The sequence below is a fragment of the Pedobacter sp. GW822-FHT03F06 genome, from assembly GCF_058801365.1.
This window is the reverse complement of record NZ_JBXANE010000008.1, coordinates 88791-110041: the sequence shown is the minus strand read 5'-3', so window position 1 is coordinate 110041 and position 21251 is coordinate 88791. Positions and strand designations below refer to the sequence as shown.

Sequence of the window (21251 nt, the reverse complement as noted above, 5' to 3'; positions counted from 1 at the left end):
AAATTAACTAATAGTTAATATGAGTTTAAACGATTTTATCTGATTATTTTCTCGATTGGCATTACTAAAATACCTTCGGCACCAGCTGCTTTTAAACTGTTTATTTTATCCCAGAAATCTTCTTCGGCAATTACAGAGTGAACGGCAACCCAGTTCGGTTCGAAGAGTGGAACCACGGTTGGACTTTTTACACCCGGAAGTAAATCGACTACTTTTTGAAGGTTATCCTTTGATACATTTAGTACCACATATTTGTTAGATTTTGCACTGAGCACAGAGCGGATGCGCTGCAGCAATTCTGCAACTTCAGGATTGTTGGCTATTGATTTGTTTCCGATTAAAACAGCTTCCGATTGCATCACATCAGCGAAAGGTTTTAGTCCGTTGCTTTTTAATGTTCCACCTGTTGATACGATATCAAAAATGGCATCACTTAAGCCTAAACCCGGACCAATTTCTACGGATCCGGAAATGGTTCTGATATCAGATTTTATTCCTTTTTCCTGTAAGAATTTTTCGAGTATCACCGGGTAAGAAGTAGCAATCGCTTTGCCATTTAACTCTTCCAGCTTTTGGATATTACTGGTAGCCTGAACAGCAATTTTTAGGGTACATTTTCCGAAGCCTAATTTTTGCAGATAATCTACCTCGGCTTTGGTTTCTACAATTACGTTTTCACCAACAATACCCAAATCGGCAATGCCATCCTGTACATATTCAGGAATATCATCATCCCGAAGGAAAAGAATTTCTAAAGGAAAATTGGTAACGGTTGAGATGAGCGAGCTTTTGTAGTTTTCGAAAGATAAACCACAGTTTTTAAGTATTTCTACAGATTTTTCGTTTAACCTACCCGATTTCTGGATAGCGATTTTAAGTGTTTTCAAAGTATTGAATATAGAGTGAACAAGAAATTATTTTACGGAAAAAAGTTTTGAAGTACAAAACAAACATATCATATCGCCTATCGGCGATGGTGTAAATGTAAGTGATGGTTCAAAGTTAAATTCATAAATTATTTCTGCCAGTATCAATACGTTAGCTGATAAGCGCTGGCAAATATAGTGTTTGAAATGGGAAAACAAAAAATAATGGCACTTAATTTGCCATTATGCTGTTTTTATTGCCAATAACCATTATTTTGTATTAAAATTTTACGCTTTTGAAAAAGTTTCGCTTTCTAATTCTGCCCTTTATTTTATTTATTTCTGCCTGTGGATGGTTTAAAAGCCCACCAGAGATCGGGAAAGTGCTTGCTGAACATTTCAAGAATAAAATCTACAAAGATTTCGATACTGTAGCTTATGATAGCATTTTTGTGAAAACAATGGACAGTCTTTCGGGCAAGTTCGTTAATCCAAAAACCATTAAAGCCTTTTATGCCAATAATTATGCTCAACCTAAGCTGGTTACGCAGTTTTACATCAATGGCGAGTTAGACTCGCTGGTAAATTATTTAGATCAGAGTAAAGTGCATGGCTTTAACCCAAAGATTTTTAAAACTGATGAGATTAAAAGTTTGTTAGCAGCGTTAACGGCCAATAAATTTAAAAAGGTTGAAGAAAGTTATCCTGTAATCGCCAAATTAGAGTTATTGTCAGCAAGTGCTTATCTGAACTACAATAATTATCTTAAATATGGGGTGGTAAACCCACGCACTATTTTTTCGCGCTATTACATTAAAGTTAAACGCCCGGATAGCTTGGGGATGACTAATCTTTTAAATAGTAAAAGTCTTGTGGACACCTTAAAATCTGTCCAGCCAAAATCGGCTCAATATAAAGCTTTGCAAGCTGCCTATTTAAATACAGATCTTGAAAGTGAGCAGCGGATTTTATTACTGAACATGGAACGTTTCCGTTGGAAAATGCCAGAGACAGGGGACAATTATGTGCAGGTAAATATTCCTGATTTTAGATTAACCTGGATCGATAAAACAGATACTGTAATTACAATGAAAGTTTGCGTTGGTGGGAGGCGTGAAAACGGTTATGAAGAGAAGCTAAAAGCCTTTGCAAAATCAGGCAATTTAGATGATAAACCAAAGAACCATGAGACACCTTTATTGTTCAGCAAAATCAATTCTATTCAGGCCAATCCGATCTGGAATATTCCGGTAAGTATTGCGCAAAGTGAGATCTATTGGATGGCCAGAAAAGATCCATATTATTTATCAAATAGTAACATCAAAGTATACTATAAAGATAAGCTGATTGGTGAGCCTGATACCATCAATTGGAATAAGTATTCACGTGATAAATTACCCTTTAAATTTAAGCAGGGATCTGGCGGTGGAAATGCTTTAGGAAAGTTCAAATTCATCTTCGATAATAGCTCGAGTATTTACCTGCACGATACCAATAACAAGAACGGATTTAACCTAACAAACCGGGCTATAAGTCATGGTTGTGTGCGTATCGAAAAACCACTCGAATTTGCCGAACTCTTGGTGAAAGATTCTTACACTTATGATAAGCTTAGGGCAGAGGTGGATTTACCCCCGATTGATAGCACTCACGTAAAATGGTATAAAAAACGCATGGCGCAAAAGGCTGATACGCTTAAAACCTTTCAGTTAAAACCAGCCTGGTTTGCCCCAAAGAAAAATGTTCCATTACTGATCACCTACATTACTGCCTGGTCTCAAAATGACAAGATCGAATACAGGCCGGATGTTTACGGCATGGACGAAAAACTTTGGGCAGCGATGAAGAAGTTTAGGTAAAATTCGGTCGGCAGCTTCGATCTTCTTCGTTAAAAGGATTAACTTTGTGTTGTTTTAACACAAATTAAAGAATGATCGATCAAAATATCAAAATCGCTGTTGATGCTATTGTTTTTGGATACGAAAAAGGAACACTTTATGTGCTGGCTGTTCAGCAGCGTTTTGGTAAGTTAGCCGATCGCTGGGTTTTACCGGGTGGATTTATTTTAAATGACGAGCCTTTGCTTACAGCAGTTGAGCGCGAACTTAAAGAAGAGGCCGGTATAACCGTAAATTATCTTGAACAGCTGGGTACTTTTGGTGATGATATCAATCGTGATGAACGCTTCAGGGTAATTTCTGTAGCTTATTTTGCACTGGTTAATCCTAATAATTTTGTATTAAAAGCCGATACTGATGCTAAAGATGCGAAATGGTTTCCCGTTACTCAAATTCCGGAATTGGGCTACGATCACAATGAAATGGTTAATCTCGCACATCAGCGTTTAAAAAGCAAACTCACTTATCAACCAATCGGTTTTGATCTGTTGGATCAGGAATTTCTCTTTTCCGATCTTGAAAATCTGTACTGCTCCATTTTAGAAAGAGATATAGACCGACGGAATTTCAGAAAAAAAATTCTAAGTTTTGGAATTGTTACAGAAACCGATAAAGTGGTTAAAATGGGTGCTAGTGGCAGGCCGGGCAAACTTTTCACCTTCGATAAGGCAAAATATAATCAGCTTTTGAAGGAAAATTTCCAATTCGACATTAGGTTTGCGTAAAATAAACACAAATTATTCTTTGCATTCTAAAAATGATTTTTATATTTGTGTAAATAATACGCAAATATATGTTAAATCTTAATCCAAGTTTTACTCCGCTAGGCGAAAATAACTTAATCGAATACAAATCTTTCTTATTTGCGGGTGGCGAACCACACATTAAAATTTCGAACAATTTTGATGTTGCTGCTCCGGTTACCATTACGCAAAGAATAAATTCCTTTAACGATTTAGGTCTGATCTGTATTACGGTTGATGCCTTGAGAAGAATGGGGGTAAAAGAAATCGAACTTTTTATACCATACTTTCCGGCTGCAAGGCAAGATCGGGTGATGATTCACGGCGAGCCTTTATCGGTGAAAGTTTATGCCGATATCATTAACGCTATGGCTTTGGCAAGTGTTACCGTTTTTGATCCGCATAGCGAAGTAGCACCAGCCTTGCTCAACAACTGTGTGACAGTTTCCAATCACGAATTTATAAAACAGGTAATTGCAAAAATAGGTACAGAAGTAAAACTCATTTCTCCTGATGGTGGGGCTTTAAAGAAAATTTATAAAGTATCTGAATTTTTAGGTGGAGCAGAAGTAGTAGAGTGTTCGAAAAGCCGGGATGTAAAAACAGGAAAACTTTCAGGATTTAAAGTATATGCCGAAGATTTAGCTGGTGCTGATTGTTTAATTGTAGATGATATCTGTGATGGCGGCGGTACATTTATTGGTCTGGCAGAAGCGCTAAAGGCTAAAAATGCTGGGAAACTTTATTTAGCGATTAGTCATGGCATATTTAGTAAAGGTTTTGATGAGCTGGGCAGATATTTCGAGCAAATTTTTACTACTGATTCGATCAAAGAAGTTGATCATGATGGGGTAACACAGATAAAATTGGTTGATATTATTTAGCGATCGTCACCCTGAATTCATTTCAGGGTCTAATCATAATAATTATGAAAACGATAAGATTATTCAGGCCCGTTGGCTTAAAAGAAATGGAGCTCATTGCTGAAAGTGGCTTTAACGCCTTTCCTGCAAGATTAGCATGGCAGCCTATTTTTTATCCGGTAATGAACCAGCAATATGCTGAACAAATTGCTTTGGAATGGAATACCAATGATGAATTTTCTGGTTTTATTGGCATCGTAACCGCTTTTGAAGTAAATGAGGATTATTTGAAGAAGTATGATGTTCAAAATGTAGGCGGGGCAATGCATAACGAACTTTGGATTCCTGCTGAAGAGTTGAACGATTTTAACGCTAACATCAACGGTACAATAGAAATTGTAAAAGCTTATTTTACTGGTCGATCTGCAAAAACAGAAAACTTAGCATTAAGAAGCAAATTAAAAGAATTTAAAAAATGATTTTAGAACTAATCAAAGCTGATATAACAGAAATTAAAGCCGACGCAATCGTTAATGCGGCAAACAGTTCTTTGCTTGGTGGCGGTGGGGTAGATGGTGCCATTCACAGAAAAGGTGGTAAAGCCATTTTAGAAGCTTGCGTGGCCATCAGAGATAAACAAGGGAATTGCAAAACCGGAAATGCGGTAATTACTACGGCAGGCAATTTACCGGCAAAATATGTGATCCATACGGTTGGGCCCGTGTGGAATGGTGATAGCGAAGAAAAAAATGCTTTGCTTGCAGATTGCTACCGCAACAGTTTAACCTTAGCCGTAGAAAATGATGTTAAGATTATTGCTTTCCCAAACATCAGCACAGGGATTTATCATTTCCCTAAAGAAATAGCAGCAGATATTGCTATTGCCACGGTAAATAATTTTGCTGAAGAAGAAAAAATAGAAAAGGTAATCTTCGTTTGTTTCGACGATGAGAATTACCGGCTCTATGACGAAAAACTCAATCGCATTAAACAATGATTTGAGTTGTTAACAGAATTACAAAATGAAAATAACAGTAAAAAAATATAAAGAACAGATATTAGAATGGCCAACTTCAGGATGCCATGTTATGGCTCAGTATGATGATGAAAAAATAATCGTTTATCAAGCTTACCGAAAAGAAATCGGTGAATTTGCAGTCAAAAATCAATTTTTTGGAGGTGAATTCAGTTTAAGCAGAATGACATGGATCAAACCTAATTTTCTATGGATGATGTATAGAAGTGGTTGGGGTAAAAAAGAAGGACAAGAAGTTACTTTAGCCATACACCTTAAAATATCCGCATTCCGTAGTTACCTTGAAAATGCGGTTTATACATCATATGATCAAACTGAGGGTGTTTCGCATGACGAATGGAGAAATGGCTTAGAAAGCGCTAACATTCGCTTGCAATGGGATCCAGATCACGATCCTTATGGAGCAAAACAAGAAAGAAGAGCAATCCAGATTGGATTAAAGAATAGTTTCATCCATTCTTTCGCTAAAAATGATATTTTGTTAATTGAAGATATCAGCGCATTTGTAAAGGAACAGCATGAGTTTGTTCAAAATCATCAACTGGAAAATTTAATCATACCCGCTGAAAAACCTTTCCTTTTTAACGATGAAACATTGAATAAAAAATTGAAACTCATAAATCAATACGCTCATGGAGAATAAAATAACAAAAGGAATCAGTAAGCTGCTAAGTTATATTTTGAGACATTCACCAGAAACCATAGGCTTAGAACTTGACGAAAACGGTTGGGCAGATGTAAATGAATTAATTGCCAAGTTTGACCTTTACGACAGAAGAATAGATTTTGAACAGCTTGATTACATTGTTGAAAATAACGACAAAAAGCGATTTGCCTTCAATGATGATAAAACTAAAATAAGGGCAAGCCAGGGGCATTCTATTGCTATTGAATTAAATCTAAATCAAGCCGAACCATTGGCCTACCTGTATCATGGTACGGTTGAAAAGTTCCTGCCGGGTATTAAATCGCAGGGACTGCAAAAAATGAGTAGACAGCATGTGCATTTAAGTGCCGATAGGGAAACGGCCAATAAAGTAGGTGGCAGGAGGGGGAAACCGGTTATCCTTACCATTAATAGTGGAGAGATGCACAGGGCAGGCTATAAATTTTATTTATCAGCTAACAATGTGTGGCTTACAGATGTTGTGCCCGCTGAATATATAACGTTTTAACATGGGCAGAACATTAGTAATAGGTGATATACACGGGGGATTAAAAGGTTTAGTTCAGTTATTCGAGCGTGCAGAAGTAACAAAAGCTGACAAACTGATTTTCCTTGGCGATTATGTGGATGGATGGAGTGAATCGGCACAGGTAATTGATTATTTGATGCAATTGGAAGAAAGCCATCAGTGCATTTTTATCAAGGGCAATCATGATGCCTGGTGTATTGATTGGTTAGAGAAAGGTATGGTTGATGAGGTTTGGTTTGTTCATGGTGGTAAATTAACCATGGAGAGTTACAAAGATACTTCTGATGCGATCAGGCAAAAACACTTAAATTTCTTTGACCGGATGAAAGATTATTACGTGGATGAGCAGAACAACCTCTTTATCCACGCGGGTTTTTCTTCCATGCACGGTCCTGAGAAAGAACGTTATTCATCCAATTATTCGTGGGACCGGACACTTTGGGAAATGGCCCTGACTATGGATAACCGGATCAAAAAAGATTCGGCAATTTATCCGAAACGTTTATTGCTTTATCACGAAATCTACATTGGCCATACCCCAACACTTTACTACAATGTTAACATACCCATGCAGGGTTGTAATGTTTGGAATATCGATACCGGCGCTGCATTTACCGGGAAATTAACCTGTTTGGATATCAAAACAAAAGAATTTTGGCAAAGCGATACCTTGCAAAGCCTTTATCCAAATGAAAAGGGAAGAAATAAATAATTAATAATAAATAAAATACCATGATGAATCCATTATTATTAACAGACGGTTATAAAGTTGACCACCGCAGACAGTACCCAGAAAATACTACATTGGTTTATTCTAACTGGACGCCAAGAAAAAGCAGGCTAGAAAACGTAAACCATGTGGTGCTTTTTGGCTTGCAATATTTTATCAAAAAATACATCATTGAAGATTTTAACCAGAATTTCTTTAAACAGCCAAAAGAAGAAATTCTTAAAAAATACGCCCGCAGGATCAATAATTACCTGGGAGAAAATTTGGTAGGTATACAACATATAGCTGATTTACATGATCTGGGTTATATTCCAATGGTTTTTAAATCATTACCAGAAGGTGCTGAAGTGCCTTTGCGTGTACCCATGTTTACGATGTACAATACAAAGTCTGAATTTTTCTGGTTAACCAATTATTTCGAAACCTTATTATCAGCGGTGGTGTGGTTGCCATGCAATTCTGCTACAATAGCCAAACAATACCGTGCCATTTTGGATCAATATGCCGCAGAAACCTCTTCAGTTCCAGAATTTGTAGATTGGCAGGGACACGATTTCTCTATGCGCGGCATGGGTGGGATAGAAGCTGCGGTAACTTCGGCAGCCGGGCATTTATTGAGTTTTACCGGAACAGATACCATTCCTGCCATCGATTTTTTAGAAGAGTATTACAATGCAGATTCAGATAAAGAGTTAATCGGTGGATCAGTAGCTGCTACAGAACACTCTGTAATGTGTATGGGGACCAATACAGGAGAACTCGAAACCTTTAAACGTTTGATTTTAGAAGTTTACCCGAAAGGAATTGTATCTATCGTTTCTGATACCTGGGATTTATGGAAAGTGCTGACGGAGTATCTACCTGTTTTAAAAGATGATATTATTGCCCGTCCAGGTAAAGTGGTAATCAGGCCTGATTCTGGAGATCCGGTTGATATTATCTGTGGAAATCCAAATGGTAAAAACGAAAATGAGAAAAAGGGTGTGATCGAACTGCTTTGGGACGTTTTCGGTGGAAAAACCAACGACAAGGGATTTAAAGAACTCGTTCCGCAAATCGGTGCCATTTATGGCGATAGCATTACTACAGAAAGAGCTACCCAGATTTGCGAACGCTTAAAATTGAAAGGTTTTGCCTCTACCAATGTTGTTTTTGGCATCGGTTCATTTACCTATCAGTACAATACACGCGATACTTTTGGTTTTGCGATGAAAGCCACTTATGGAGAAGTAGACGGCATCGGTCGCGAGATATTTAAAGATCCGATTACCGACGATGGCACCAAGAAATCAGCAAAAGGTTTACTACAGATTTTTAAAAATACGGAAGGCGAATACGAATTGAAAGATCAGTGCAGCTGGGCAGAAGAAGCACAGGGCGAATTGAAAGAAATTTTTAGAGATGGAAAGTTATTGACCGATTATTCTCTCGCCGAAATTAGAGAAAGGCTAAAGAATAGTTAACTTCGCCAAGTTTTTAATCGACTGGCTTTTGGCTGGTCGATTAATTTTTTGAAAGATACAATGCAGAACAACCCCACATTTAACCATCAGGCTGATATCGTAAATAGTGCCATTAGATTTATAAACGCATGGTTTAAACAGTCGAAGGCCGTTACCGACGAACTGAATGATTTTTTTATTCTCCCAGGTAATAAAGTTATTGGTAAGGATGTTATTATTGGTCGGTTGAAAGGTATTTTCGGCCGTTCTGATGAATATGTTGGTGGCAGGTACGATATTATTGATGTTAATTTCGAACTTTTGAATGATGATAAAGGTATGGGCTTTGTTGAAGGCGTTGCGGGCTATAGAGATGTTGTTCAAAAACAATCGAAAATTGTAAGCGGACCCTTTAAACTGTATTTCGCACTGCACAACGGTGGCTGGAAAATTGTAAATATCGAATTTCCGGGCTTTAGTTATTAAAACGACTTTATTACAATAGTAATTCGCCACTTTCCATAATTTTTCTATCTTTGGTTTTTAATGAATTTCCTTTATCCGGGCTTTCTTTTTGCACTAATATCGGTTGCCATCCCGGTTATCATTCATTTATTCAATTTCAGGAAGTTTAAGAAGGTTTATTTCTCTAATGTTCAGCTTTTAAAAGAAGTAGAGCAGCAAAATTCTTCCAAAGAAAAACTTAAAAACCTGCTTATACTTTTGTCGCGGATTTTGGCAGTCATCTTTTTGGTGTTGGCGTTTGCCCAGCCTTATATTCCAGCGCACAATCAAAAAACTACCGCTTTAAATAATGTAGTAAGCATTTACATCGATAATTCTTATAGCATGGAAGCCATTAATAAAGATGGCAACCTGCTCGATGAAGCCAAGCGGAGGGCAAAAGAACTGGTAAAAGGTTTTGGAATGAACGATCGTTTTCAACTCCTGACCAATAATTTTGAGGGAAAACATCAACGATTGTTAAACGAGGAAGCGTTTTTAAAGGCATTGGATGATGTTAAAATCTCGGCAGCAAACCGTAATCTCCAACAGATAATAAACCGACAGGGGAATGTTTTAACGGGTTCTGCAAATAAGTATAGCTTTCTGATCTCCGATTTTCAAAAAAATATCTCCACCGTCAATAAACTCGATACAAAAGCAGATATTCAATATTCATTTTTGAAACTGAATGCCAATACATTGCCGAATGTTGCAATAGATAGCGTTTGGGCACTTTCGCCAAATCATCAGCCGGGCGCAAATGAACGATTGGTTGTGCAGTTAAAAAATTACTCGGAAGAAGAAGCAAAAAATATTCCTCTAAAACTCAGCATTAACAACCAGCAGAAAGGATTAGGCGCAGTAACCATACCTGCAGGCAAAACGGTTAAAGATACCCTGAATTTCTCGGGATTGAACGCGGGATGGCAAAAAGGTATCATCAGCATTAAAGATTTTCCGGTAACCTTTGATGATACGTTGTCATTCAGTTTTAAGGTCGATGAAAGTTTTCCAGTTCTGAGTATTAACGGAGCCAATGCCGGCAGTTACATTAAGGCACTATTTGCCGCCGATCGTTATTATAAACTCACAGAGAATGCCGAAAGCAATGTGAATTATAGCAATTTTGCCAATTATGGCCTGATTGTGTTGAACGGTTTAAAAAATCCATCAACAGGATTGGCACAACAGTTAAAAACCTATCTGAATGCAGGTGGTACGGTGGTACTTTTTCCTGATTTAGATGCCAATATTCAAACTTATAACTCTTTTTTAATCGGGTTATCGCTTCCTGCCATTCAAGTTTTGAATACGACAGCAAGCAAGGTTGACCAGATTGATCTGCAAAACCCCATTTTCAAGACTGTTTTCGAGGAAATTCCGAAAAATCTTGATCTTCCAACAGTTTCCCGTTATTATACTTTTGTAGAGAAAAATACCTCGAATAAAGAAGATATTATGTTATTGCCTGGCAGAAAACCTTTTTTCTCTAAGTATGGGGTAGGCAACGGACAGGTGTATTTATCAGCATCTGGATTAAATACAAGTGACGGAAATTTAGCCCGCCATCCGGTTTTTGTGCCACTGATTTATCGTTTGGCATTGAGTGGGGGAAATGAAACGCCCTTATACTACAACCTTGGTAACGATAATGCATTGGCAGGTAAAAAGATTACACTGGGTAAAAACCAAAGTTTAAAAATTACTGCTGATGGTTTCGAGGCGATTCCTGAAATCCGTCAGGCAGATGGAAAAACGCTGATTTACATAGCAGATCAAATAAAAAATGCAGGCTTTTATAACCTGAAACTTGCAGATTCGCTACTTGCTATTTACAGTTTCAATAATGGCAGAACTGAATCTGACATGCATTATTTAGACAAAACAGCACTCAATCAGTTGGCTGACAAGGGCAATCTGAAAATATTTGATACCGATAAAGATGCCGTTAAATTAATTGCCGGCGCCAATAAAATCGGGCAGACTTTATGGAAACTTTGTCTAATTTTGTCGCTGATTTTTATTGCAGCAGAAATTTTGCTCATCCGATTTTTTAACAACACAAAAAAAACAATATGAATCTTCTGGTTAAAAATGTAACCGTTGCCGATCCGCAAAGTAAATTCAATAACCAACTATGCGATGTTCGGGTAGAAAATGGCAAAATTAAAAACATAGGTAAATTAACCGCCGATAAAAACGAAACCGTTTTTGATGCCCAGGGTTCTTTTCTAACACCTGGATTCTTCGATTTAAACTGTGTAGCTGGTGATCCGGGTTTCGAAACCAAGGAAGATATTCAAACATTAACCGCAACCGCAAAAGCTGGAGGTTTTACAGGCTTGGCTTTATTGCCGCAAACCAGTCCGGTTGTACAGTCAAAATCCCAGGTAGAATACATTATCAATAAGGCCAAAAATAATCTGGTTGATGTTTTACCAGTGGGGGCGATAAGTCAGAACCGTGAGGCAAAAGAGCTTGCCGAACTTTTCGATATGCAACAGGCTGGTGCAGTAGCTTTTTCTGATGGGGATAGGGCCTTGCAGGATGATGGTTTTATGAGCCGTGCATTACAATATGCAAAAGGCTTCGATGCATTATTGATGGTTTATCCTGAAAATAAATCCATAGCTGGCAAATCGCAGATTAACGAGAGCAAAAACTCTGTGCTGTTGGGCATGAAGGGTTTACCTGCATTGGCTGAAGAAATGCATATTGCCCGCGATATTTTCCTGGCATCTTATAATGAAACGAAAATCCACATTAGCAATATTTCAACTGCCGGGGCTGTAGCACTGATCCGTAAAGCAAAGAAAGATGGCGTTCAGGTTTCGTGTGATGTAACAGCACATCACCTGGTGTTTACAGAAGAACTTTTGAGCGATTTTGATAGCAACTATAAGGTTAAGCCACCACTGCGCGGAAAAGCAGATGTAAAGGCACTAATTGCCGGTTTAAAAGATGGAACCATTGATGCCATTACTTCTCAGCACCGCCCGGAAGAAATCGAATTTAAAAATGTAGAGTTCGAAATTGCACACTACGGCATTATCGCTTTGCAAACTGTACTGCCGTTGTTATTAAAAGCTGGATTGGATATCGCTTTAATTGCAGAGAAATTGGCCATTAATCCGCGCAAATTATTAAATTTAACTGTTCCGGTAATCGAAGAAGGCGCTGAAGCCAACTTTACCATTTTTAACACGACAGAAAAATGGTTATACAATGCCGCAAATAACCAATCAAAATCGGCAAATAGTCCGTTATTGGGTACCGAGCTTACCGGAAAAGTAACTTTGGTTTATAATAATAGTCAGTTTCAAATTAGCTAAAAGTTTAAAGACTAAAGCTGAAAGATCAAGATAGTCATGATCTAATAATCCTTAAATCTTAAAAATCCTAATTGTATGGACAATAGAGTAAAAAAAGCACTAAGTGCAGCCATTAACAAGTATGCTGAGGTTTCGGCTACCAATGTAGAAGGTTTTGAAACAGAGTTATTAGCTGCTTTTGAGCTTGATGTTAACTTTTTAGATAAAGCTACTGCTTTCGATGCCGTTTTTGATGCTCATCCAAAGTTTGAAGAATTGCGCGAAGTATTTTTCGATTTATTAATGGTGAATTTCTTTAGCAGTGACGTACAGAAACTGGAAGACGATTATTTGGAAAGTGAGGAGTGGGCGAATATCGAAGAAGAAACCATAGACAGAGGAACCGAATTGTTAAACCTTCTGCTTTACATTAAAGAGTGTAAGGATGAAGATTTAGATCCTGAATTGGGCGATTTCTTAAAAGAGTTTTTGTTGGTAGAAGATGATGAGTTTCAGGATGAATTCGAAATTTATGAAGAACTGATCAGCAACCAGCAGTTGGCAGAAAGCAGTGTAGAAGAGATTTGTAAAACCGCTGCAAATTTGAATATCAGTGAAGAAATGCAAGAATTATTTGTACCTTTTATGGCCTTTTTCCTTGATGTAGAGGGAAGTGCAGAAACAACTAAAGAAATAATTCAGTATAGTAGTAACAAATCGTTCGATTCTGCTACTTATATATTAATTACAACAATTAATAATTAGACCAAAACTTAAAATTATGGACAAAAGTGCTCTTATTTCCAAATTAGCTATTAAAAACGGATTAATGCTCGCTGCGGTTTCGATTATAGTATCGTTAACCCTGCATTTTATAGATCCAGTATTGATTTACACCAGTTTTGTTGCTCAGATAGGTATATTTGTCCTATTCATTGCGCTTTTAGTAGTAGTGGGAATCAATATCCGTAAAGAAATAGGTGGGTTCTGGACATTTGGAGAGGCCTTCAAAGCTTTTTTAATCGTTTCCCTTATTCTCGCCTTAACCGCAACACTTTACAATGTGATATTAATGAAATTTATTGATCCAGATCTTCCACAAAAGGCTGCTGCAGCAATTGAAGATGCACAGCGGGCTATGATGGAAAAATTTGGAATGGCTAGTGAGCAGATTGATGAAGCAATGGCTAAAGCGGGTAATATGCAGGAGAAACTTGAGCCTACTTTTAAAAATATCTTTACGAGTTTTGGGGTTTCATTGGCCTTGTATGGCGTTCTTTCTTTAATCCTTTCAGCTATCTTAAAGAAAAAACAGCCAGTTGTATTTGATTCATTTCCGAAAGAGTCTTAATTTCTTTTATAAAATTTTGAACGTGCAGGTTTTATCATTTAATTTGATGAAATTTGCACGTTTTACTTTAAACAAACCTCGCAGGTTTTAGAAACCTGCGAGGTTTATGCTTAAAAAATGGATATATCAGTTGTAGTACCCTTATTTAATGAAGATGAATCTTTGCCAGAGTTAACGGCCTGGATTGATAAAGTGATGATTGCCAATAACTTCAGCTATGAAATTATTTTGGTTGATGATGGTAGTACTGATAGATCGTGGGCGGTGATTGAAGAATTGAGACTTCAAAACCCTGCCATTAAAGGCATTAAGTTCAGAAGGAATTACGGTAAATCTGCCGCCTTAAATGTTGGTTTCGAAGCTACTCAGGGCGATGTGGTCATTACCATGGATGCCGATCTGCAGGATAGCCCGGATGAAATTCCTGAATTACACCGCCGCATGAAAGAAGAAAAGCTTGATATCATTTCAGGCTGGAAAAAGAAACGTTACGATCCGATTACGAAAACTATCCCAACTAAACTATTCAATGCGGCTACCCGCAAAATGAGCGGCATAGAACTGAACGATTTTAACTGTGGCTTAAAAGCTTACCGTAGCGATGTGATCAAAACCATCGAAGTTTACGGTGAAATGCACCGTTACATACCAGTAATTGCCAAATGGGCCGGATTTAGTAAAATAGCCGAGCAGGTGGTAGAACACCGCGCCCGTAAATATGGCACAACCAAATTTGGTTTCAGCAGATTTATAAACGGCTTTTTAGATTTACTTTCCATTTTCTTTGTGGGTAAATTCGGCAAACGCCCAATGCACTTTTTTGGTTCGTTAGGGGTTTTAAGCTTCTTACTTGGAACATTTATGGCCCTTTGGATGATTGGTGTAAAACTTTATCATATTGCAGCAGAAATTCCTTACAAAAGAGAAATTACCGATCAGCCTTTATTTTATATTGCCCTGGTTGCAATAATTGTAGGGTCTCAAATGTTTTTAACTGGTTTTGTAGCCGAATTGGTTACGCGTAACGCACCAGAAAGAAATCAATATTTAATCGAAAAAGAACTTAAATAAGCCGAAAGACTAAAGTTTAAAGCATAAAGCGCTTTGGTCTTTAGTCTTTCAGCTTTCAGCTTCAAGACATGTTTTTCTCCATCATCATTCCTCTTTATAATCGTCCTCAGGAAATTGACGAACTATTAAATACCCTAACCAAACAAACCTATTTACAGTTTGAGGTTTTGGTTATTGAAGATGGTTCGAAAAACGATGCAAAGGCCATTGTAGCTTCTTATGCAGATAAACTGGATATTAAATATTACTTCAAAGAAAACGCGGGGCAGGGTTTTGCCCGTAATTTTGGTTTCGAAAGGGCTACTGGCGATTATTTTATCATTTTTGATTCAGATATCCTTGTTCCCAGCGATTACCTTGAAATCGTCAAAAATTACCTCTACGAACATCATTTAGATGCTTACGGCGGTCCGGATGCCGCGCATGACAGCTTCACGCCTGTACAAAAAGCCATCAGCTATGCCATGACATCGCCTTTCACCACCGGTGGAATCCGTGGGAACAAACAGCATGTAGGGCAATTTCATCCACGCAGTTTTAACATGGGCGTTTCCCGTCAGGCCTGGGAGAAAGTAGGTGGCTTTATCTTAACCCGATTGGGTGAAGATATCGAATATAGCATCCGGATTCATGAAAATGGCTTTAAGATCGGTTTGATTCCAGATGCAAAGGTTTATCATAAACGCAGGACAAGCTTTAGTCAGTTTTACAAACAGTTACACTTTTTCGGCAGGGCAAGGATCAATATTTACAAACATTTCCCAAAAGAATTAAAACTTGTACATTTTTTTCCGGCACTGTTTACATTGGGTTTTGGTTTCACCATTTTGTGCAACTTTATATATCCTCCATTGGCATATGTTTGTAACTTCTTCTTATTGATTTACTTTATGTTGATATTTTTTCATTCATGGTCTGTAAATAAATCGTTAAAAGTTGCATTTTTGAGCATTATATCTTCGTTTATCCAATTAACCGCTTATGGTTTAGGATTTATACAGGATTTATTTAAACGTGTGGTATTCAAACAACAATGATAAATTATTTAAAAGAAAGTACGTTCGCCGTTAATGATGTAATTCAAAAGGCGTGGAGCATTACCAAGAAACACTATTTCTCGATTGCTACGCTATGTTTTTTGATGTTTATTACCGCAAGTGCATCGAGTTTAATGGCCTTTTTTATTAAAGATGTAAGCAAGGCATTAAGCGTTGTGATGGTGATTATTTTCGTTTTGCTTTATTTTACCATCAACCTTTCGCTGTTTAAATATATTTTCCATTTAATGGACGATGAAGAAAACGATGTGAAAATTGTCGACACGCTTCCAACCAGACAACAAATTATCAGATTCCTATTGGCTACCCTTTATTTTGTGGGCTGTATCCTCGGCGTTTATCTGGTGGTAATCCTGGTTGCTTTTCCTTTTATTTATACCGGAATTAATGTAACAATTGTTAAAAACGTGGCCATTTCAGTTGGCATTATTGCCATATTTATTACTTGGTTAAGAATTTCATTTTTCCCGTTTTTTATTATTGATAAAGGCGCAACGCCTTTCGATTCGATTAAATTGAGTTTGGCTACCACTAAAGGAAATTTCACTAAGATTTTATTGCTATTAGTGGTTTTAGGTGGAGGTTATTTAATTTATCTCTTACTAAACTACCTGCAATGGCCGTTGGTGGCTTTCATTGTAAATATTTTAAGTTCATTTATCATCGTTCCACTTTCTAGTGTAGCCTTAACGGTTGCATACCGCAAAATTTCGAGCGAATATAAAGGCGATGAGCATCCGGATATTTTGCATAATATCGTTTAACCCCCAGCCCCAAAGGGGAGTTAAAAATCAGATTTAAATTTATGGAAAAAGAAAAGAACGGCAGAAAGGAAAAGTCCCCTTCAGGGGGTTGGGGGCTTAAAGCAGCATTAAGTAAACCCTTTGCGGCATTTGCAGTTTGGCAGATTAACAAATGGAAGCATAATGCCCTAAATGCTCAGCATAATATCCTCAAAAAGCTGATTGACGAGGCAAAAAATACTGCATTTGGAAAAGATCATCATTTCGCTGAGATTAAAACCTATGCCGATTTTAAAAAACATGTTCCCGTTCAGGATTATGAAGGATTAAAATCTTATGTAGATCGCGTAGTAGCGGGTGAAGCGGATGTACTTTGGAAGGGTAAACCACTCTATTTTGCCAAAACATCAGGTACCACTTCAGGTGTAAAATATATTCCGCTATCGAAAGAATCGATGCCTGAACATATAAAAGCTGCCCGCAATGCTATTTTAACATATATTAATGAAACAGGCAAGTCCGATTTTGTAAACGGAAAGATGATCTTTCTGCAGGGAAGTCCGGTTTTAAGTGTAAAACACGGAATCAATGTTGGGCGTTTATCGGGCATTGTGGCCCACCATGTGCCAGCCTATCTGCAAAAGAACCGATTGCCTTCTTACGAAACCAATATTATCGAAGATTGGGAACAAAAAGTTGATGCCATTGTTGAGGAAACCATCAATGAAAACATGACCTTGATTTCGGGTATTCCACCTTGGGTACAAATGTATTTCGATAAACTTTCAGACAAATCAGGCGGGAAGAAAATTGCCGAAATATTCAAAAATTTTAGTCTGTTTATTTATGGCGGTGTAAATTTTGAGCCTTATCGGGCAAAAATTGAACAAAGCATCGGGAAGAAAATTGATGCGATAGAAACTTACCCAGCTTCGGAGGGGTTTATTGCCTACCAGGATTCACAAAAGGATAAAGGTTTATTATTATTGGCCGATGCGGGGATTTTTTACGAATTTGTTCCTGCTGATGAATATTACAATGATAATCCGACACGGTTATCGCTTGGCGAGGTTGAACTAGATACCAACTATGCGTTAATTTTAAATACCAATGCTGGTTTGTGGGGCTACAGCATCGGCGATACTATTAAGTTTGTTTCGAAAAACCCTTACAAAATTGTGGTAACCGGACGGATAAAACATTTCATTTCTGCCTTTGGCGAACATGTAATAGGAGAAGAGGTAGAACAGGCAATTTTGAGCGTGGCCAATGAAGAAGAGGTAGAAATTACAGAATTTACAGTTGCGCCTCAGGTTAACCCTGAAACTGGTCAATTGCCTTACCACGAATGGTTTGTAGAATTTTCATCTGCACCAAAAGATATGGCTGCTTTTAGCAAAAAGGTTGACGAGGCTTTGCAAAAGAAAAATATTTATTACTTTGACCTGATTGAAGGAAACATCCTTCAGCCATTGATTATACGTACTTTGCAAAAAGATGCTTTTGTAAACTACATGAAAAGTGAAGGGAAGTTAGGTGGACAGAACAAAGTACCGCGTTTGAGCAATGATAGGAAGCTAGCGGATGGGCTGGAGAGGTATATTGTTTAACTAATCTTCCTCGGTTCGTGTCCTCACGAAACGAAATGAGGAAAAGTAGCTGACGCTTTGGAAAGGTACATTATTTAATTACCAAATTCGTCATTGCGAGGAGGAACGACGAAGCAATCTTATTAGGCAAGTCAGATTGCTTCAGCTCGCTCAGGCCCAGCTTCGAAATGACGGAGCTATAATTTAGGAGTGAACAATAAAATGCTTAATTAAACCTTAAGCGTTACGATATAAAAAACGATTTGAAAAGAATAACCATATTAGGTTCTACAGGAAGTATAGGTACACAGGCGCTAGAAGTGGTTAGGGACCATCCCGATACATTTAAAGTTGTTGTACTATCTGCATTAAAGAATTCAGCATTACTGATTCAACAGGCAAAGGAATTTAAGCCCGCGATTGTTGTCATCTGTGATGAAAGCAAGTACGGCGAAGTTAAAACTGCTTTGTCTGCGCTAAATATTAAAGTTTTGGCAGGTGAAGTCGCATTGTCAGAAGTTGCTGCCTATGATGATAGTGATGTGGTATTAACGGCATTAATGGGCTCTGTAGGGTTAAAACCTACTATTGCTGCCATTAAGGCTGGAAAAAATATTGCTTTGGCCAACAAAGAAACACTAGTAGTAGCGGGTGAATTGATTACACAACTGGCGACTGAACACCAGGTTAAAATTTTACCGGTCGATTCGGAGCATTCAGCAATATTTCAATGTTTGGTAGGCGAGGAGCAGAATGAAATAGAGAAAATTTATTTAACAGCTTCCGGCGGGCCATTTTTAGGCAAAACAAAAGATTTCTTATCCGCAGTAAAAAAGGAGCAGGCTTTAAAACACCCCAACTGGGTGATGGGCGCAAAAATCACGATCGATTCTGCATCTTTAATGAATAAAGGACTGGAAGTAATTGAGGCAAAATGGTTGTTTAATCTTGATGTAGATCAGATTGATGTAATTGTTCACCCTCAATCTATCATCCATTCAATTGTTCAGTTTACCGATGGATCGATGAAGGCACAAATGGGGGTTCCGGATATGAAATTACCTATTCAGTATGCTTTAAATTATCCCGACAGGCTAAAAAACAATTTTAAACGTTTTAACTTCCTAGATTATCCAAACTTTAGCTTTCAAAAAGCCGACATGGAAACATTCAGGAATTTAGACCTGGCATTTACTTCATTAAGAAAAGGCGGAAACATGCCTTGTATTTTGAATGCCGCGAATGAAATTGTTGTTGCCGCATTTTTAAAGGATAAAATCGGTTTTCTGCAGATGAGCGAGGTTATTGAACAGTGTATGGAAGAAATCAGTTTTGTTGAAAAACCGCAATTGAGCGATTATTTAGAAACTGACAAACATAGCCGTATCTTAGCCGGCGAATTAGTAACAAAAAGTATAGTTTAACATCTAACATAAAAATTTTATAAGAAAATATGAATGGATTGATTATGGCGGGGCAGCTGTTGCTCGGATTGTCTTTATTGGTAATATTACACGAATTAGGGCATTTCCTGGCAGCCAGGGCATTTGGTATTAAAGTAGAAAAGTTTTATTTATTTTTTGATGCCTGGGGTTTCAAGCTTTTTAGTTTCAAAAGAGGTGATGTTGAATATGGAGTGGGATGGTTGCCACTTGGCGGTTATGTGAAAATTGCCGGGATGATTGATGAGAGTATGGATACCGAGCAAATGGCTCAACCAGCACAACCCTGGGAATTCCGCTCTAAGCCAGCCTGGCAACGTTTAATCGTGATGCTTGGTGGTATTATCGTAAACGTAATTGTTGGTATTTTTATCTTTTGGATGTTGACTTTTAACGTCGGACAGAATTATACTGTTAACAGCAAGCTGAACGATGGTATTTCTGTAGGTGCAATTGGTAAAGAAATCGGTTTAAAAAATGGAGATAAGATTTTGGCCATCAACGGCAACAAGTTAATCCGTTTTGAAGATGCGATATCGAGCAAAGTATTGTTTGATGGAGCCCAGTTGACCATTTTAAGGGATAATAAAACACTTTACATTTCTGTTCCGGATATTATTTTAAATAAAATATCGAAAAACGACAAAGAAAATTTTATCTCGCCCAGATATACGATGGAAAGTGTAGAAAAGGTAAGTGCGCCTGATGAAAAAGCAGATAAACCATCTTTTTTTGATAAACTGTTTGGCAGAAAGTTCGAGAAACCCTTATATCCAGCATATACTGCAGGGATTAAACCGGGCGATAGTATTTTATCGGTTAATGGAAAACAGATTACTTTTTTCGATCAGTTTAAAGAAGAGGTTTCTAAAAACAAATTAAAACCAATTACCATTAATGCGCTACGCAAAGGCAAAGAAGTAAAGTTCGATCTTAAAGTAAGCAAAGATGGAACGATTGGAATTATCCCTAATTTAAAAATGCCTGAAACTGCGCATGTAGATTTTGGCTTTATAGAGTCGTTACCAGTTGGGGCAACCATGGCATGGAGCACTTTTGTAGATAATGCAAAAGGTATTGGTAAAATGATTACCGGAAAGTTAAGTGCACGCAACATCAGCAGCCCAATTGGGATTGCCAAGGTGTATGGCAGTACTTTCGACTGGGTTAAATTCTGGACTTTAACAGGATTGATTTCGATGGCACTGGCATTTATGAATTTATTGCCTATTCCAGGCTTAGATGGAGGCCACGTAGTATTTCTTTTGATCGAAATGGTGCAACGTAAGCCTGTAAGTGAAAAAGTACTGGAAAAGGCGCAAATTGTGGGTTTTGTAATCTTGATCTGTTTAATGGTGTTTGCTTTTGGTAATGATATTCTAAAATCCTTCGGTAAGTAAAACCA

At 37.7% G+C, this 21251-nt stretch carries 21 protein-coding genes; 20 read left to right on the top strand and 1 reads right to left on the bottom strand.

What is annotated here, in order from left to right; genetic code table 11:
- Positions 1-35 precede the first annotated feature (35 nt).
- Positions 36-887 (bottom strand): ATP phosphoribosyltransferase, encoded by an 852-nt coding sequence (gene hisG / locus AC1RJ8_RS15200; protein WP_492954666.1) that lies wholly within the window; start codon positions 885-887, stop codon positions 36-38.
- Between the two features lie 275 nt (positions 888-1162).
- On the opposite strand from hisG, the gene AC1RJ8_RS15195 reads away from it, so the two are divergent.
- The 20 genes from AC1RJ8_RS15195 (at position 1163) to rseP (ending at position 21246) form a co-directional block, all read left to right on the top strand.
- Positions 1163-2725 carry a L,D-transpeptidase family protein gene (locus AC1RJ8_RS15195; RefSeq protein ID WP_492954667.1) on the top strand — a complete coding sequence of 521 codons (1563 nt, stop codon included), beginning with the start codon at positions 1163-1165 and terminating at the stop codon, positions 2723-2725.
- A gap of 71 nt (positions 2726-2796) precedes the next feature.
- The gene (locus AC1RJ8_RS15190) at positions 2797-3489 is read left to right on the top strand and encodes an NUDIX hydrolase (protein WP_492954668.1); all 693 of its coding nucleotides are present in this window, start codon (positions 2797-2799) and stop codon (positions 3487-3489) included.
- A 68-nt stretch (positions 3490-3557) separates the two neighbouring features.
- A complete protein-coding gene (gene prs, locus AC1RJ8_RS15185; protein WP_492954669.1) occupies positions 3558-4391 on the top strand; it encodes a ribose-phosphate diphosphokinase in 834 nt (277 codons plus the stop codon).
- A 44-nt stretch (positions 4392-4435) separates the two neighbouring features.
- Complete coding sequence (locus AC1RJ8_RS15180) at positions 4436-4849, top strand: hypothetical protein (protein ID WP_492954670.1); 414 nt, start codon at positions 4436-4438, stop codon at positions 4847-4849.
- Positions 4846-5367 carry an O-acetyl-ADP-ribose deacetylase gene (locus AC1RJ8_RS15175; protein ID WP_492954671.1) on the top strand — a complete coding sequence of 174 codons (522 nt, stop codon included), beginning with the start codon at positions 4846-4848 and terminating at the stop codon, positions 5365-5367. The genes AC1RJ8_RS15180 and AC1RJ8_RS15175 overlap by 4 nt, the downstream gene beginning before the upstream one ends.
- A gap of 25 nt (positions 5368-5392) precedes the next feature.
- Positions 5393-6049: a DUF4291 domain-containing protein gene (locus AC1RJ8_RS15170; protein ID WP_492954672.1), complete on the top strand. Its 657-nt coding sequence runs from the start codon at positions 5393-5395 to the stop codon at positions 6047-6049.
- Positions 6039-6581: an RNA 2'-phosphotransferase gene (locus AC1RJ8_RS15165; protein WP_492954673.1), complete on the top strand. Its 543-nt coding sequence runs from the start codon at positions 6039-6041 to the stop codon at positions 6579-6581. Before AC1RJ8_RS15170 ends, AC1RJ8_RS15165 begins: the two co-directional genes overlap by 11 nt.
- A 1-nt stretch (position 6582) precedes the next feature.
- The gene (locus AC1RJ8_RS15160; RefSeq protein ID WP_492954674.1) at positions 6583-7314 is read left to right on the top strand and encodes a metallophosphoesterase family protein; all 732 of its coding nucleotides are present in this window, start codon (positions 6583-6585) and stop codon (positions 7312-7314) included.
- 20 nt (positions 7315-7334) lie between these two features.
- Positions 7335-8795, top strand: a complete 1461-nt coding sequence (locus AC1RJ8_RS15155) for a nicotinate phosphoribosyltransferase (RefSeq protein WP_492954675.1) — start codon at positions 7335-7337, stop codon at positions 8793-8795.
- A 60-nt stretch (positions 8796-8855) separates the two neighbouring features.
- Positions 8856-9260, top strand: coding sequence for a hypothetical protein (locus AC1RJ8_RS15150; protein WP_492954676.1), 405 nt, complete (start codon positions 8856-8858; stop codon positions 9258-9260).
- 60 nt (positions 9261-9320) lie between these two features.
- The gene (locus AC1RJ8_RS15145) at positions 9321-11360 is read left to right on the top strand and encodes a BatA domain-containing protein (protein ID WP_492954677.1); all 2040 of its coding nucleotides are present in this window, start codon (positions 9321-9323) and stop codon (positions 11358-11360) included.
- Positions 11357-12613, top strand: a complete 1257-nt coding sequence (locus tag AC1RJ8_RS15140; protein ID WP_492954678.1) for a dihydroorotase — start codon at positions 11357-11359, stop codon at positions 12611-12613. Before AC1RJ8_RS15145 ends, AC1RJ8_RS15140 begins: the two co-directional genes overlap by 4 nt.
- 75 nt (positions 12614-12688) lie before the next feature.
- Positions 12689-13357, top strand: a complete 669-nt coding sequence (locus AC1RJ8_RS15135; RefSeq protein ID WP_492954679.1) for a hypothetical protein — start codon at positions 12689-12691, stop codon at positions 13355-13357.
- 16 nt (positions 13358-13373) lie between these two features.
- Positions 13374-13943, top strand: coding sequence for a DUF4199 domain-containing protein (locus AC1RJ8_RS15130; protein ID WP_492954680.1), 570 nt, complete (start codon positions 13374-13376; stop codon positions 13941-13943).
- A gap of 117 nt (positions 13944-14060) precedes the next feature.
- The gene (locus tag AC1RJ8_RS15125; protein ID WP_492954681.1) at positions 14061-15014 is read left to right on the top strand and encodes a glycosyltransferase family 2 protein; all 954 of its coding nucleotides are present in this window, start codon (positions 14061-14063) and stop codon (positions 15012-15014) included.
- A 68-nt stretch (positions 15015-15082) separates the two neighbouring features.
- On the top strand, positions 15083-16051 hold the full coding sequence (locus AC1RJ8_RS15120; protein WP_492954682.1) for a glycosyltransferase family 2 protein: 969 nt from the start codon (positions 15083-15085) through the stop codon (positions 16049-16051).
- Positions 16048-16836 (top strand): hypothetical protein, encoded by a 789-nt coding sequence (locus tag AC1RJ8_RS15115; protein ID WP_492954683.1) that lies wholly within the window; start codon positions 16048-16050, stop codon positions 16834-16836. Before AC1RJ8_RS15120 ends, AC1RJ8_RS15115 begins: the two co-directional genes overlap by 4 nt.
- A 41-nt stretch (positions 16837-16877) precedes the next feature.
- On the top strand, positions 16878-18425 hold the full coding sequence (locus AC1RJ8_RS15110; protein ID WP_492954684.1) for a GH3 auxin-responsive promoter family protein: 1548 nt from the start codon (positions 16878-16880) through the stop codon (positions 18423-18425).
- 242 nt (positions 18426-18667) lie between these two features.
- The gene (locus AC1RJ8_RS15105) at positions 18668-19828 is read left to right on the top strand and encodes a 1-deoxy-D-xylulose-5-phosphate reductoisomerase (RefSeq protein ID WP_492954685.1); all 1161 of its coding nucleotides are present in this window, start codon (positions 18668-18670) and stop codon (positions 19826-19828) included.
- A 29-nt stretch (positions 19829-19857) separates the two neighbouring features.
- Positions 19858-21246 (top strand): RIP metalloprotease RseP, encoded by a 1389-nt coding sequence (gene rseP, locus AC1RJ8_RS15100; RefSeq protein ID WP_492954686.1) that lies wholly within the window; start codon positions 19858-19860, stop codon positions 21244-21246.
- Positions 21247-21251: the final 5 nt, after the last annotated feature.

Coding starts and splice junctions, on each gene's coding strand:
- AC1RJ8_RS15165 (WP_492954673.1), top strand. CDS start 6,039: ATGGAGAATAAAATAACAAAAGGAATCAGTAAGCTGCTAAGTTATATT.
- AC1RJ8_RS15115 (WP_492954683.1), top strand. CDS start 16,048: ATGATAAATTATTTAAAAGAAAGTACGTTCGCCGTTAATGATGTAATT.
- prs (WP_492954669.1), top strand. CDS start 3,558: ATGTTAAATCTTAATCCAAGTTTTACTCCGCTAGGCGAAAATAACTTA.
- AC1RJ8_RS15155 (WP_492954675.1), top strand. CDS start 7,335: ATGATGAATCCATTATTATTAACAGACGGTTATAAAGTTGACCACCGC.
- AC1RJ8_RS15130 (WP_492954680.1), top strand. CDS start 13,374: ATGGACAAAAGTGCTCTTATTTCCAAATTAGCTATTAAAAACGGATTA.
- AC1RJ8_RS15120 (WP_492954682.1), top strand. CDS start 15,083: ATGTTTTTCTCCATCATCATTCCTCTTTATAATCGTCCTCAGGAAATT.
- AC1RJ8_RS15125 (WP_492954681.1), top strand. CDS start 14,061: ATGGATATATCAGTTGTAGTACCCTTATTTAATGAAGATGAATCTTTG.
- AC1RJ8_RS15140 (WP_492954678.1), top strand. CDS start 11,357: ATGAATCTTCTGGTTAAAAATGTAACCGTTGCCGATCCGCAAAGTAAA.
- AC1RJ8_RS15110 (WP_492954684.1), top strand. CDS start 16,878: ATGGAAAAAGAAAAGAACGGCAGAAAGGAAAAGTCCCCTTCAGGGGGT.
- AC1RJ8_RS15170 (WP_492954672.1), top strand. CDS start 5,393: ATGAAAATAACAGTAAAAAAATATAAAGAACAGATATTAGAATGGCCA.
- AC1RJ8_RS15190 (WP_492954668.1), top strand. CDS start 2,797: ATGATCGATCAAAATATCAAAATCGCTGTTGATGCTATTGTTTTTGGA.
- AC1RJ8_RS15160 (WP_492954674.1), top strand. CDS start 6,583: ATGGGCAGAACATTAGTAATAGGTGATATACACGGGGGATTAAAAGGT.
- rseP (WP_492954686.1), top strand. CDS start 19,858: ATGAATGGATTGATTATGGCGGGGCAGCTGTTGCTCGGATTGTCTTTA.
- AC1RJ8_RS15145 (WP_492954677.1), top strand. CDS start 9,321: ATGAATTTCCTTTATCCGGGCTTTCTTTTTGCACTAATATCGGTTGCC.
- AC1RJ8_RS15175 (WP_492954671.1), top strand. CDS start 4,846: ATGATTTTAGAACTAATCAAAGCTGATATAACAGAAATTAAAGCCGAC.
- AC1RJ8_RS15180 (WP_492954670.1), top strand. CDS start 4,436: ATGAAAACGATAAGATTATTCAGGCCCGTTGGCTTAAAAGAAATGGAG.
- AC1RJ8_RS15150 (WP_492954676.1), top strand. CDS start 8,856: ATGCAGAACAACCCCACATTTAACCATCAGGCTGATATCGTAAATAGT.
- AC1RJ8_RS15135 (WP_492954679.1), top strand. CDS start 12,689: ATGGACAATAGAGTAAAAAAAGCACTAAGTGCAGCCATTAACAAGTAT.